The sequence below is a fragment of the Granulicella aggregans genome (assembly GCF_025685565.1).
GTDB lineage: Bacteria > Acidobacteriota > Terriglobia > Terriglobales > Acidobacteriaceae > Edaphobacter > Edaphobacter aggregans_B.
In genome coordinates this window covers 467,062-481,463 of sequence record NZ_JAGSYE010000003.1, presented here as the reverse complement: position 1 = coordinate 481,463, position 14,402 = coordinate 467,062, and the positions used below count along the sequence as shown (strand labels likewise).

Below are 14,402 nucleotides of genomic sequence, written 5' to 3'. Positions count from 1 at the left end.
AAATCAGGCGTTTAGGTGGTCTAAAAACTAAATCGATTTACTGAATCGGTTTACTAGTAAGCCGGTCGTCAAACAACCCTTCAACGAGGCCACACCCATGCGATTCAACCTAAGAGACGCCATACGGCAGCAGAGCCTGACTCTGCTCGTCCTCCTGCTCACCTTTGTGGGTACAAGCGTTCACTCCCTCTACGCCCAGACCACTGCCAGCCTCTCCGGCACAGTCACAGATCCAACCGGCGCGGTCATCCCCGGCGCAACCGTCGCCATCACCAACAACGCCAGCAAGGACCAGCGCAAGATCGAGTCCAACGGCGCGGGATACTTCACCTTCGCTGGCCTTATCCCCGGCACCTACACAGTCGAGATCACCGCGCAGGGCTTCCGCGGCTTCCGCCAGTCCGATGTCTCGGTCAACCCCGGCGACGTCCGCGCGCTCAGCAACCTCACGCTTGAGATCGGCGGCTCGAACGACACGGTCACCGTCGCCAGCAGCGTCAACGAGATCGCCCCCCAGGACTCTGCCGAGCGCAGTGCACTGCTCAGCACCCATGACATCGAGCGCCTGCCCATCGCGAGCCGCAACATGTCCGAGCTGCTCAAGATCCTTCCCGGCGTCACCACGACCGCCAGTGGCACCGGCAACGGCACAGGCTTCGACTTCACCGACAACGGCTCGTCCGGTTCAGCGGTCGGCGTCGGCCTCAACACCAACGGCGCTCCCTACCGTGGCGGTACGGCGTATCTGCTCGACGGTGCAAGCATCATCGACCCAGGCTGCGCCTGCTGGTCGATCGCGACCGTCAACCCGGACATGACCCAGGAGGTCAAGGTCCAGACCTCGAACTTCGGCGCTGATGCAGCGCAGGGTCCCGTAGTCATCAACAACATCAGCCGCTCCGGGGGGTCAGAGTTCCACGGCCAGGCATACTTCTACGCCCGCAACGGCGTGCTGAACGCCAACACCTGGCAGGACAAGCACAGCTCTACTCCCACCGCTCGCCCCTCGGCTTCGTACTACTACCCAGGTGGCAGCATCGGCGGCCCGATCCTCATTCCGCACACTGGCTTCAACAAAGCGCGGAAGCTCATCTTCTGGGCTGGCTACGAAGACTTCCGCCAGACGCTTCCGGCCTCATCGCCACTCACCTCCTGGGTTCCGACCACCGCGATGCGTGCGGGTAACTTCAGCCTGACCGATCCGGACAACGCGAAGCTCTGCGCCGCCAGCACCGGCTCGACCGACTTCTGCCAGGCGCTCACCGGCGGTTATGCTCCCGATGGAACTCCTCTCACCGGAACCCAGATTCCCACCGTGTACCTCGATCCCGGCGCACTCGCCCTGCTCAAGCTGTTCCCGGCGGCGAATACCGACCCATCCACCAACAGCTCCGGCTACAACTACTTCCTCCAGCCCTCGAACTCGCATGATGGCTACGTCTACCGCGGTCGCGTCGACTACAACCTGAGCGACAAGAACAAGATCTTCGGCAGCTACCAGTACGGCAGCGACTCCGAGACCTCCGTCGCTCACATCTACTACAACCCCGGCCAGGCAGTCGCCTACCCCGGCGGCCCGCTCATCAGCCCGGTCCACTCGCACGTACTCAGCGGAAGCTTCATCCACGTCTTCAGCTCCGCTTCGACGAACGAACTCCGCGTCTCGGCCGGCTGGCTCGACAACCCGTTCGCGGCCGCGAACCTGAAGGCGATGCAGATCTCGACCCTCGGCTATCCTTACGGATCGGTCTACAACTCGGCATCGACGCTGGTGCCCTCGATCAACTCGCCCGGCCCGCGCACCCTGCCCGATATCTCGCAGCCCGACCTCTTCCAGCAGGGCGGAACCTACAACTCGAACAAGAAGTCGCCCTCCGTGGCCGATGACTTTACCTACGTCTACAAGACCCACACCTTCAAGGCTGGCTTCTACTGGAGCCGCGCCGGCAACAAGCAGGGGACTTACGGCTACGCCAACGGCGATCTCTCCTTCGCCAGTGGCTCCAAGGTCGACCAGATCACCGGCCTGACCATCGGGACCGCAAACCCGCTCGCGAACTTTCTGTTGGGCATCACCAGCGGCTTCACGCAGAACAGCATCAACCCAGTCGATGACATGCACTACACCACCGTGGCCGGTTACCTGCTCGACAACTGGAAGATCACCCAGCACCTCACCCTCAACCTCGGCGTCCGTCTTGAGCACCTTGGCCGCTGGCAGGATGCCACCGGGACGGGTCTCGCCACCTGGGAGCCGGCTCGCTACGCCGCTGATGTCGCCGCTGGAAAGGCCTACCCTGGCGTCTACTGGCACGCGATCGACAAGAGCATTCCCAACGGTGGATCGCCGGTACAGTCAGTCCTGCCGGAGCCACGCCTTGGTCTCGCCTATGACGTCAAAGGCAACGGCGCGACCGTTGTTCGTGGCGGCTGGGCAGCCTATCGCTGGAACGACCAGTACAACGACTACGCGGGTCCGCTCGGCACCGCGCTTGGCGTGAAGACCTTCAACTCCAACGGCGGCGAAGCCATCACGCTGAAGGAGATCGGAGCTCTCGGCACCAACGCATCCGCTCTCGGAGCGCTTCCTTCAAGCGTCTACGCGACCGATCCCACCGACGACAAGACGGGCGTTACTTACGCCTACAACATGACCATCTCGCAGCGCCTGCCGCACGCCATGCTGCTCGAAGTGGCGTACGTCGGCAACAACACCCAGAACATCCTCATGGGCGGCCAGAGCAACGGCTCCGGTGTGGGCGGTTCGGGCTTCGTCAACCAAAACAAGATCCCGCTCGGCGGCCTCTTCAAGGCTGACCCGGTCACCGGAGCTCCCGCTCCCGCGAACCCCGAGAGCGATCCCATCGACTACTACCCCTACTACCAGGGCTACGGCTCGGCTGCCATCTCGGTGAATACCCACAAGGGTTACGCGAACTACAACGGCGCGCAGGTCAGCCTGGTCAAGCAGGCCGGACACGCATCCTACAACGTGAACTACACCTGGTCGAAGTCCCTCGGCATCGTCTCGAGCACACTCGATGCCTTCAATGTGCGTAACAACTACGGCGTCCTGAACATCGACCGTCCGCACGTCGTCAACACCTCCTACGCCTACGATCTGCCCTCGTTCGTTCACGGCAATCGTTTCGTCGGCGGCGCTGTCAACGGCTGGACCGTAACCGGCACCACCACCTGGCAGGCTGGCGGAAACATCCAGGCGAACACCAGCCAGAACCTCGGCCTCACCCTCACGCACGACTACACCGACCCTGTCACCAACGTGGAGACCAAGTACACCATCGGCTCTTCCACCTTCTACGGAACGCCTTCGCAGAGTGTGCTGCCCATCCTTACCTGCAACCCGACTGCAAACCTCGGCCACTATCAGCACGTGAACCTTGGTTGCTTCGGAGTTCCGCAGATCGGTCAGGTTGGTATCCGTCAGGCGCCGTACCTCAGCCTTCCGGCATACTTCAACTCCGACCTCGGCATCTACAAGACCTTCCACATCACCGAGAAGCAGGCCTTCGAGATCCGCGGTACGGCGTTCAACTTCCTGAACCACCCGCTCCCCGGATACAGCAGCACCGATCCGGTCACCCTGAAGTTCACCACCCCGGACAACGTCACGTTCACGCCCACAGTGGCTGCCAACGCTGGTGTTACGGATGCGAAGTTCACCCAACGCACCATGTTGCTCGCCGTGAAGTACACGTTCTAGGCGAATCCATCTCCTCCAAAGCCCTGGCTCCGGTAACGGTGTCAGGGCTTCTTTTCTGTACACTGCTCCTGCCCTCTCGACTCCACGAACCGCAACGCCAGACGGGATACATGACCAGACAAGTCTTCGCAAAGATCTTCGCCACCAGCCTCTGCCTCGGAGCCGTTGTCTCGGCCTTCTCGCAAACCCCGGCTGAACCCTTCCGCAACCCCGACCTCCCAATGGAACAGCGCATCACCGACCTGCTCTCGCACATGACGCTTGACGAGAAGATCGCCTGCCTGGGTACGAAGACGGCTGTGCCGCGTCTCGGCGTAAAGAGCTTCGGCAGCTCCGAAGGCATCCACGGTGTTGTGCAACGCGGCGCATACGATGGGCCGCCGATCGAGACGACGCAGTTCCCGCAGCCTCCTGGCCTGGGCGAGACGTGGGACCCGGAGCTGGTCAAACAAGCCGCCGGAGTCGAAGGCTATGAAGCTCGCTACATCACCCAGACCGCGAAGTACAACCGCCAGATTCTGATGCTCTGGGGACCGCAGTCCGATCTCGCGCGCGATCCTCGCTGGGGCCGGACCGAAGAGGTCTACGGCGAAGATCCATTCTTCAACGGAACCATGGCGACCGCCTTTATCCATGGACTGCAGGGCGATGATCCGAAGTACTGGCTCTCGGCGGCACTGCTCAAGCACTTCCTCGCCAACAGCAACGAGGACTTCCGCACCTCGTCGTCCTCCGACTTCGATCAGCGGCTCTTTTGGGAGTACTACTCCGTGCCCTTCCGTATGGGCTTTCAGGATGGCGGAGCCAAGGCCGTCATGGCCTCTTACAACGCCTGGAATGGTACGCCCATGGTCGTCAATCCCATCCTCAGGAGCATTCTGCAAAAGCAGTGGGGAGTCGATGTGCTTTCGAGCGACGGCGGAGCGGTGAAGCTCCTCGTCGACCCGCGGCACGCATTTCCGGATCAAAAATCAGCTGTCGTCGCGAGCCTGAAGGCCGGCATCAACCAGTTCCTCGACACCTACCAGGACGAGACCAGGGCCGCCGTCAAGGAAGGTCTGATCTCCGAAGCCGAGATCGACGACCTGCTCCGCCCCAAGTTCCGCGTCACCATCCGTCTCGGCCTGCTTGATCCAGACGACATCGTCCCGTATTCGAAGATCAAAGACTCGCCCGAGCCCTGGAACACCGAAAAGCACAAGGCCATCTCAGAGAAAGTGGCGCTTGAGTCGGTCGTCCTGCTCAAGAACGAGAAGGCGCTGCTTCCGCTCAAGCGCGAGAGCCTGAAGTCCATCGCTGTGATCGGCCCTCTGGCTGACTCCGTCCACTGGGACTGGTATGGCGGCTTCCCACCCTACGCAGTCACGCCTCTGCAAGGCATCACGCACCAGGCTGGCTACGGCATCAAGATCAACTACGCCGCGAGTGAGCTCCATCAGACCGCGATCGATGCCGCCAAGGCATCCGACGTTGCGATTGTCGTTGTCGGCAACGATCCCACCTGCGGCCCCGACATGGCCAAAGACTGGCACGACACCATCGACGGCGGCGGCACGCTCGCCTGCACCGTCGCCAGCGATGGCAGGGAAGGCCGCGACCGCGAGAGCATCACGCTGGAACAGGAGCAGCTCGTCAAGCAGGTCTACGCCGTCAACCCGAAGACCATCGTCGTCCTCGTCTCGAGCTTTCCTTACGCGATCAACTGGTCGCAGGCCCACGTTCCCGCGATCCTGCACATCACCCACGCCTCGCAGGATGAAGGTACGGCCATCGCAAAGGTGCTCTTTGGCGACTACAACCCCGGCGGCCACCTTACCGCCACATGGCCCAAGTCGCTCGACCAGCTTCCGCCGAAGATGGACTACAACATCCGCCATGGCGACACCTACATGTATTTCAAGGGCGAGCCGCTTTATCCCTTCGGCTTCGGCCTTAGCTACACGACGTTCAAGTACTCGAACCTGAAGCTGAACTCGCCGCAGCTCGCGAAGGATGGTTCGGTGACGGTCAGCGTCGATGTCACCAACACCGGCGACCATGCTGGCGACGAGGTCGTACAGATGTACGTGAAACACATGGCCTCGAAGGTCGAACGACCAAGCAGGGAACTGAAGGCGTTCCAGCGAGTTGCGGTCGAACCGGGCCAGACGCGAACTGTCCAGCTTTCGGTCAAAGCCTCATCACTCGCCTACTGGGATGAGAAAGACAGCGCCTTCAAAATCGAATCCGAACCCGTGAGCGTGATGCTCGGAAGCGCCTCGAATGATGTCAAGCTTTCCACGACGCTACAGGTACGCTAGGCAGATTTTTCGCTCGCATTTGGCGAACCGTACAACGCTGGAGCGCGGTCTGCACTCTCACTTCGAGTTCAGGGAATCCTGACGAATGGAGAATGTCATGAAAAAGACTTATATCGCCTGCTGCGCCGCAGTGGCGCTCATGGCTTGCGCGACTACAACCCGCGCGAAGGCCGAATCGGATGATGATAAGAAGTTTCTCGCGATGGCGGCCCAATCCGACCAGAACGAGATTGCGATGAGTCAGCTTGCGCAACAGAAGGCCACCAATCCCGCAGTAAAAGCCTTTGCGGACAAGATGGTCACCGAACATACAAAGATGTCCGAGAGCATGAAGCCGTTTGCGGACTCGTGGGGACTTACGCCACCGAGTGGCCCGGACTCCGACCATCAGGATGAGTTGAAGAAGCTTGACGGACTCTCCGGCAACGACTTCGACAAGGAGTACATCAGCGACATGGTCTCCGACCACACCAAGGCGCTCAGCGCCTTCACCTCCGAGGCGAAGGACACCAAAGACGTGAAGTTCCGCACCGCTGTGATCAAGGGAAAGACGGCTGTCGCGGCGCACAAGAACATGGCATACGACCTGAAGAAGAAGCTCTAGCTAAACCCAAGGCCCTGTTCGTGATCGGATGGGGCCTGCTTCCCACTTAATCTTAGATTCGCACTCGGTATATCTGATGAAGCGTGCTCTCGAGCTGGCGTCAAAGCTCGTCATGGCCGAGAAAAAACTGGGTGTGATCTCCGGGGCGAAGAGCTCATATCGCCGCCTGATTGACCAAGACATGGCAAGCTTGCGCTAGACAATTTAGTGCAAAGGGGCCGCCACAGGCGATCTCCCGTTCCTCTATCCGCCAAGCCACTCTTTGACAAGATGCAAGTCTCTTAGGCATTTTGAAGATTGACACTGAGCGTGTCCAAGGGGGAAGTTGCTTTGGAAGAGGGGTTCTCAGTGAAGCCGTCCAAGGATGAGGGCTACGATCTTGTCTCTCTCGGCGAAATACTGCTTCGTTTCGATCCAGGCGAGCGCCGCATCGTCGGGTCACGGAGCTTTCATGTGTGGGAGGGCGGCGGAGAGTACAACGTGGCGCGCGGCCTGCATCGCTGCTTCGGTCTTCGCACCGCCATCGCCAGTGCGCTTGTGGACAACGCCGTTGGAAGGTTGATCGAAGACCTGGTCTTGCAAGGTGGAGTGCGTACAGACCACATCCAGTGGCGAACGTTCGACGGCGTCGGGCGCGACGCTCGGAATGGCATTTACTTCCTTGAGCGTGGCTTCGGAGTTCGTGGCGGCCTGGGCATGATGGACCGCGGCCACACCGCTATGGCGCAGCTGAAGCCGGGAGACATCGATTGGAAACCCGTCTTCTCGCATGGCGTTCGCTGGTTTCACACGGGCGGCATCACGACCGCGCTGAGCGAGAGTTCAACGGAGGTTGTGCGAGAGGCGATGATCGCGGCGCGAGCTCATGGCGCGATAGTCAGCTATGACTGTAACTATCGTCCGTCGCTCTGGAGCTCTCGTGGTGGTCGCCAGGGTTCGATCGCCGTGAACCGGTCGCTTATGCCGCTCGTCGATGTGTTGCTGGGCCACGAGGGCGACATAGCTCGAACAGCCTCCGCGTCTTCCAATGGTCCCGTCTGGCATACGCTTGATTCTTTTGGCGAGATGGCGGCGCGCGTGAACGACGAGTATTCCAACCTGAAGGTGATCGCGTCCAGTGTGAGAAGAGCACAGACCGCAAGCAGGAACGATTGGAGCGGCTTCGCGTTCGCAAACGGTAAAGCGGTCGAAGGTCTGCACTTCCCTATGCTTGAAGTTCTGGACCGCGTGGGCAGCGGAGATGCGTTCGCCGCCGGGCTTATCTACGGGCTTCTTGCGGGTCGAGAGATTGACTATGCTCTCAATTGCGGCATCGCGCACGGGGCACTCGTGATGACGACTCCAGGAGACTCTTCGATGGCTTCGCTTGCAGAGGTCGAACACCTGATGAACGGTGGTCACGCGGCAACTTTACGTTAGGCTAGAGGAACTTATGACGAAGTACGCAGTAATGGAGCAGATGAAGTCCGTGGGATTGGTGCCCGTACTTCGCGCCGATAGCGAAGCGCTGGCGCTTGAGCTGGTTTCGGCGATGTCCATGGGTGGAATCAATGTGTTCGAAGTGACCATGACGATTCCCGGAGCCATTCGCGTGATGGCTCGGCTTGCCAGAGAACGGCCCGATGTTCTGGTTGGCGCGGGGACTGTGCTTGACCCGGAGACTGCGCGTATCTGCATGCTCGAGGGCGCGAGGTTTATCGTAAGTCCGTCCTTGAACATCAAGACCGTCGAGATATGTCAGCGGTACGACATCGCGGTGCTTCCAGGTGCGCTCACTCCGACCGAGATCGTAACGGCGTGGCAGGCGGGCGCGGATGTCATCAAAGTCTTCCCGGCAAATGCCATGGGCGGTGCGAGCTATCTGAAGAGCATCAAGGCCCCGCTGCCACAGGTCGAAATGATTCCTACAGGCGGCGTGAGTCTTGACACCGCCAGGAGCTTTCTCGATGCGGGAGCGTTCGCTTTGGGAGTAGGCGCAGATCTAGTGGACGCGGGGGCGATGGCACAGGGCAGGGCGCACGAGATCACTTCGAAAGCGGCGCGTTATCTGGATATCGTGCGGCGGTTCAGGTCTGAAGGCTAACGCAAGTTAACGAGCTGCCAAAGATTGGCTTCCTCTCAACAATTCCGTCTTACTCGCTCGCCCACGATCAAGCTGATTCCGTCTGAAAGAGCGGGATCGACTTGATCGTGGGCGAGATCTTCGTGCGTCCTCAGTCGGCGCGCATAGACACGGCCGTTCCTTTAAGAGCGTGAATGCTTGTCTGTGGAGGTCCTTGCAACCTTACTGTGCTTAGGTCTTTTGACCTAGACACTTACCCGGCAACAGACCCATGACATCTTTTCCTGGCTGTAATCCAATCGTGACACTCAAGTAACAACTGACGTCCGTTCGCACCTCTTGCCCGCAGCGCGTGTCCGGCAAAACGGTCGATCCGAAAATGATTCGCCAGTTTTCTATCAGGAGACCATCATGAGAAAAGCGTTCCTCTACTGTCTTGCGTACCTGTTGACCCCTCTTGCCCTGCATGCGCAGATCGCCAACAACACTTCGCTGGTAGGAACTGTGGTCGATGCGAGTGGCGGCGTTGTCGCCGGGGCGCACGTTGTAGCGACCGACGAGCAGACCCATGTCGCAACCGAAGGAACGACCAACAATGAAGGCTACTACTCGATCAGCTTCATCATTCCGGGTACGTACTCCGTCTCGGTGGAGCAGGCCGGGTTCTCGAAGTCGATCAAGACGGGCATCACGGTGACGCTTAACCTTGCTGTACGCAACGACTTCTCGCTGAAGCCCGGCGGAGTGAGCGATGTTGTATCCGTTTCAGCCACCACGCCGCCACTCTCGACAGACGATTCGACACTGGCCGAGACCTTCAGCCAACAGGCTGTTGAAGAGCTTCCCGTGAGCAGCCACAACGCGCTCGATATCGCGGCGGTCTCGTCCAACGTCTACATCGGATCGAAGACCAGCTACCAGGGCAATCCTCCGGGCGAGGACATCGAAGGCGCGGGCCAGCGCGAGATCCAGAACAGCATCTCGCTCGATGGCGTTTCGATCATGAACAATCTCATCTCGACGACGCCCGACCATCCGGCGGCCGACATGGTCTCCGCGGTGCAGGTGCAGAGCGGCAACTACTCCGCGCAGTATGGATCCTACCTTGGTCTGCACGTCAACATGACCAGCAAGAACGGCACGAACAAGCTGCATGGCGCGGTCTACGATTACATCGAGAACACCGCGCTCAATGCGTACCCCTTCACGGCAAAGCCTGGCTCGGCCAAGCCGATCCTGCACTTCAACCAGTACGGCTTCAACCTCGGTGGCCCGGTCTTCATTCCGCATCTCTACAACGGCCGCGACAAGACCTTCTTTTTCGGCTCGTACGAGAAGCTGAACCAGATCGGCCAGGGCTCCGGGGTTTCGTCTGTACTGACGCCCGCATTCGAGGCCGGCGACTTCAGCGCCTACTCCGGCACGATCTACGATCCGACAACCGGTCTTCCGTACGCAAACAATCAGATCCCAGCGAGCCAGCTTGCTACAGCGGACGCAGCGATCGCGAAGAAGTACGAAGCCTACATGGTCGCCCCGAACCTGCCGGGCATCGCGAACAATCTGAACAACTCTTACCCAAGCGACATCGTCATCAAGCAGTCGATCGATCGTATCGACGAGAACATCGGCGACAAGATCAAGCTCTTCGGTCGCTACTACTGGCAAGACCTGACCTTCGTCTCTGGCACGTCGTTCGCGGCGAATGCTTCGAACGGCCCGACGAACAGTCGCAACTTTGCCTTCGGATACACGCACATCCTTACGCCCTCGCTGGTCAACGATCTGTATCTCGGCGTCAACAAGCTGATCGCGGAGAACCTGAACTACTGGTACACGGCAGGATTGAAGAGCGCCGGAACGAATCTCGGTATTCCGGGCTTCAATGCGGACACGATCTACAACAACCCTGGCGTTCCGGTGCTCAGCATCGCCAACTTCCAGGGCGTGGGCAACTCGGGCAGCAACTGGTTCCAGGACGATCGCACCTACGACCTGTACGAGCAGTTGAGCTATACGCACGGCAAACACAGCATCATTGTTGGCGGTGAATTCCGGCGCATCACCCTTGGGCGCGAAGCGACGAACAACCCGTTGGGAACGATTGGCTTCTCGGGCACAAGTTGTGTTGTGACAGCCACCAACCCCTGCACCACGCTCGTCAGCACCGGCTACGCTCCCGCAGACTTCGTCCTCGGTCTTGTGAACAACGTGACCACTCCCATCGACACAATCAAGGGTTCTGTCGGCGAGTGGCGCGACGGCTTCTTCGCGCTGGACAACTGGCAGGTAAGCCAGAGACTAACCCTAAACTACGGTTTCCGCTACGACCTGCCCACGGCGCCGTACAGCCTAAATGGCTATGCCCGTATGCTGAACGATTCGCAGACGGCTCTTATCCCGGCTTCGACAGCAACGCTGGGTGCCAGCTACACCCCCACCCCCGGCTACAAGCTTGGCAAGACTCAGACCGACAACCTGGGCCCGCGTCTCGGACTCGACTACCGGCTTACCGAAAAGACCGTCTTCCGAGGTGGAGTCGGCTTCTACTACAACCCAAACCAGTTGAACACCTACACGCTGCTCACCTCGAACTATCCCTTCGCCGCGGCCGTGACCTACAGCACCACCAACGCAGCGCCGCTATCGTTCACCAATCCAACCAACGGCGCAGGCAAGACCTCTCCCGTGGCTGGCGTGGCCGGGACCTACGTCAGCGCGTACACCCCGGAGGAGAACCTGAAGACCCAGCGCAGCTACCAGTGGAACGCGGACCTGGGCCAGGAGATGTGGAAAGGAGCTGCGTTCGAACTGCAGTATCTCGGCTCGCACTCTCTCCATCTCGATCGCAGCTTCTACAACAACGAGCCGCTGAACCCAGTCAACACCACGGTCAAGTCGCTCAACTCGCAACGACCGAACCAGCTCTTCGGTTCCATCCGCACGTTCCAGGAGGACGAGTACTCACACTACAACGCTCTAACTGCGGTGCTTCGTCAGCGCGAGTTCCATGGCCTCTCCGGCCAGGCGAGCTACACCTGGTCCCATGACCTGGACATCTCTCCCGACTCGAACAACGGTGGAACCACCTCGCAGCAGTACAACATCCGCGCGGACTATGGAAACGCCAACTGGGACGTCCGCAACCGCTTCGTCGCCGAGTTTACATACGCCCTGCCTAAGCTGGCCACGACAAACCTGCTCACCCGCGAAGCTCTAGGCGGATGGCACACAAGCGCGATCGTCAACATCCAAGCGGGCATGCCGTACACCATCTCCATGAGCAGCAATACCTCTGCCGCGGGCGTGGACCAGGGCACCGAGCGTCCTTCCTGGGCTCACGTTGAAAAAGCGAAGTGCAATCTGCACAACGCGTACTCTGGCCTTAGCGGAAACACCAACTCCTGCATCGACACCACCGCTTACACTCCTGCCGTCAACTATAGCCTGAGCTCGAACCCTGTAGGATACGGCAATCTTCACCGCAACAGCCTCATCGGTCCTGGCTTCCAGTACGAGAACCTCGCGGTCTTCAAGGACTTTGCAGTAGGCGAGTGGGCGAAGCTGCAGTTCCGGTCAGAGGCATTCAATATCTTCAACCACCCAAGCGGAGCAAATCCCAGCTCGGGTGGAATCACCATTAACACGGGCAAAACCGCATCAGACCCCTGTCGCGCCAACGCCTGCCTAACGTTTAACCCCGGCTTCGGGGAGATCACCAGCGTCCAGTCCGTGCCCGGAACGTTTAGCGGAGCTCGCGTGCTCGAGCTCTCCGGCAAGATCATCTTCTAACCCGTTACTCTTGCAAGAGAGGCGCGAACGCATTCCATGCGCCCGCGCCTCTCTCTTTTTCGCATTCGATGTTCGCATCCACTGTCAGGGAGTTCTCCATGCCTTCGTCAACGAATATCGATCCCCTCTCGCGCCGCAGCTTCTTGCGCTGGTCGCAGGGTCTCCTGGGCGTATTGGGCGTGGCCCCCGCGCTGCCATTCGCCAGCTCTGCAGCCGCTTGCGCAGAAACGCCCGTTCCATTGGACGACTACTACGCAAAGCTTGGCGTAGACACCATCATCAACGCCGCCGGTACCTATACTTATCTGACCGCCGCTGTCATGCCGCCACAGGTGCAGCGGGCCGTCGCGAAAGCAGCATTGCATCCCGTGGTGCTGAAGGAGTTGCAGCAGGCATCCGGAGCATACCTTTCGCGCAAGCTGCACTGCGAGGGTGCGCTCGTGACCTCGGGAGCCTCGGCTGCGCTGACGCTCGCCACGGCGGCCTGCATTATGTCCGCGAACAACTGCCGTCCTGACCAGATCCCGCAGGAGGTCTGGCCGAGCAAGGACCATCCCGGCATGAAGAGCGAAGTCATCGTGCAGAAGGCCCATCGCTACGAGTACGATCACGCCATGCAGCTATGCGGCGCGCACATTGTCGAGGTCGTCACCATCGAGGACTACAAGCGTGCCTTCTCGCCCAATACGGTGATGACCAACTTCTTCAACTCGGCCGAGGCAGGTGAGATCGACCGCAAGACATGGCTCGACGTCGCGCACAGCCACAACGTTCCCTGCCATCTCGACGCTGCCGCGGACATGCCGCCGATCGGGAACCTCTGGAAGTACACGGGCATGGGCTTTGACCTCGTCTGCTTCTCCGGTGGCAAAGGCATTCGTGGTCCACAAAACGCAGGACTTCTGCTCGGCAAGAAGCATCTCATCGATCTCGCAAATGAGAACGACAGCCCCAACTCCGACGCCGTGGGCCGTGGCATGAAGGTTGCGAAGGAACAGATCGTCGGTATGGTCGCTGCGGTTGACTGGCTGCTCGAACAAAGCGATGAGGCCAATCAAGCCGAGTACATGCGCCGTGCGAACACCATCTCTGGCATGTTGAAAGACATCCCCACGCTGACCAGCGAAGTCTTCATGCCGGAGATCGCGAACCACGTTCCCCACCTCATCCTTGCCTACGATCCCAAGGTCGTCGGCATCACCCCGAAACAGGTGCAGACGCGTCTCCAAACGATGCGCCCGCGCATCGAACTGAACCCGGCCACTGGAACGACTGGCCGGCTGGGCACGCACTCCAACGAGAACACCATCGTCGTCGGCACCTGGATGATGCAACCCGGCGAAGCCGAGATCGTCGGTCAACACCTCAAGACCGTCCTCTCCAACCCCAAAGCCTGACCCAGCTCTACAAGGAGATCAAGATGACCAAGCTGTCCGAGAATCAAACTTCACGCCGGGGCCTACTAAAGAACGCCGCGAAGGCCGCTGCTGTCGCTACCGGTGCAGCCGTACTCGCTGCACCCGCCGAGGCTGCTACGCCGAAGCCAGAAAAGAAGTCCTACCCCACGAAGAACTCCGACAACCCGAACGCTGCGCCGCCACTCTTCTCGAGCGCGGTCTCGTATGGGAACATGCTCTTCCTCGCGGGCGTCGGCTATCACGAGCCCGGTACGATTGAAGAGGCCACCAAGCATGTCCTCGACGAGCTGGAGAAGAACCTCATTGCCGCCGGCTCTTCCATGGAGAAAGTCCTCAAGGTCAACGTCTACCTGAACGACATCAAAGACTGGGCCCGCATGAATACTGCTTACGCGAACCGCTGGGGCAAGATTCCTCCTGTCCGCACGACTGTCTCTCCTGCCGGCGGCATCCCCGGAAATTCGCTTGTAGAGATCGACTGCATCGCCTATATCTAAATCTT

At 59.9% G+C, this 14,402-nt stretch carries 8 protein-coding genes; all 8 read left to right on the top strand.

Annotated features, from left to right (window positions below):
* Positions 1-97 precede the first annotated feature (97 nt).
* The 8 genes from OHL18_RS17280 (at position 98) to OHL18_RS17245 (ending at position 14,397) form a co-directional block, all read left to right on the top strand.
* Positions 98-3,724, top strand: coding sequence for a TonB-dependent receptor (locus OHL18_RS17280; protein ID WP_263376119.1), 3,627 nt, complete (start codon positions 98-100; stop codon positions 3,722-3,724).
* A gap of 110 nt (positions 3,725-3,834) precedes the next feature.
* Complete coding sequence (locus OHL18_RS17275; RefSeq protein WP_263376118.1) at positions 3,835-6,024, top strand: glycoside hydrolase family 3 C-terminal domain-containing protein; 2,190 nt, start codon at positions 3,835-3,837, stop codon at positions 6,022-6,024.
* 97 nt (positions 6,025-6,121) lie between these two features.
* Complete coding sequence (locus OHL18_RS17270) at positions 6,122-6,628, top strand: DUF4142 domain-containing protein (protein WP_263376117.1); 507 nt, start codon at positions 6,122-6,124, stop codon at positions 6,626-6,628.
* A 348-nt stretch (positions 6,629-6,976) separates the two neighbouring features.
* Positions 6,977-8,047 (top strand): sugar kinase, encoded by a 1,071-nt coding sequence (locus OHL18_RS17265; protein ID WP_263376116.1) that lies wholly within the window; start codon positions 6,977-6,979, stop codon positions 8,045-8,047.
* A gap of 13 nt (positions 8,048-8,060) precedes the next feature.
* The gene (locus OHL18_RS17260; RefSeq protein ID WP_263376115.1) at positions 8,061-8,711 is read left to right on the top strand and encodes a bifunctional 4-hydroxy-2-oxoglutarate aldolase/2-dehydro-3-deoxy-phosphogluconate aldolase; all 651 of its coding nucleotides are present in this window, start codon (positions 8,061-8,063) and stop codon (positions 8,709-8,711) included.
* A gap of 390 nt (positions 8,712-9,101) precedes the next feature.
* On the top strand, positions 9,102-12,482 hold the full coding sequence (locus tag OHL18_RS17255) for a TonB-dependent receptor (RefSeq protein WP_263376114.1): 3,381 nt from the start codon (positions 9,102-9,104) through the stop codon (positions 12,480-12,482).
* Positions 12,483-12,580: 98 nt separating this feature from the next.
* Complete coding sequence (locus OHL18_RS17250) at positions 12,581-13,879, top strand: selenocysteine synthase (protein ID WP_263376113.1); 1,299 nt, start codon at positions 12,581-12,583, stop codon at positions 13,877-13,879.
* 23 nt (positions 13,880-13,902) lie between these two features.
* Entirely contained in the window at positions 13,903-14,397 is a 495-nt protein-coding gene (locus OHL18_RS17245; RefSeq protein WP_263376112.1) for a RidA family protein, read from the top strand.
* The last annotated feature ends 5 nt before the right edge of the window (positions 14,398-14,402 follow it).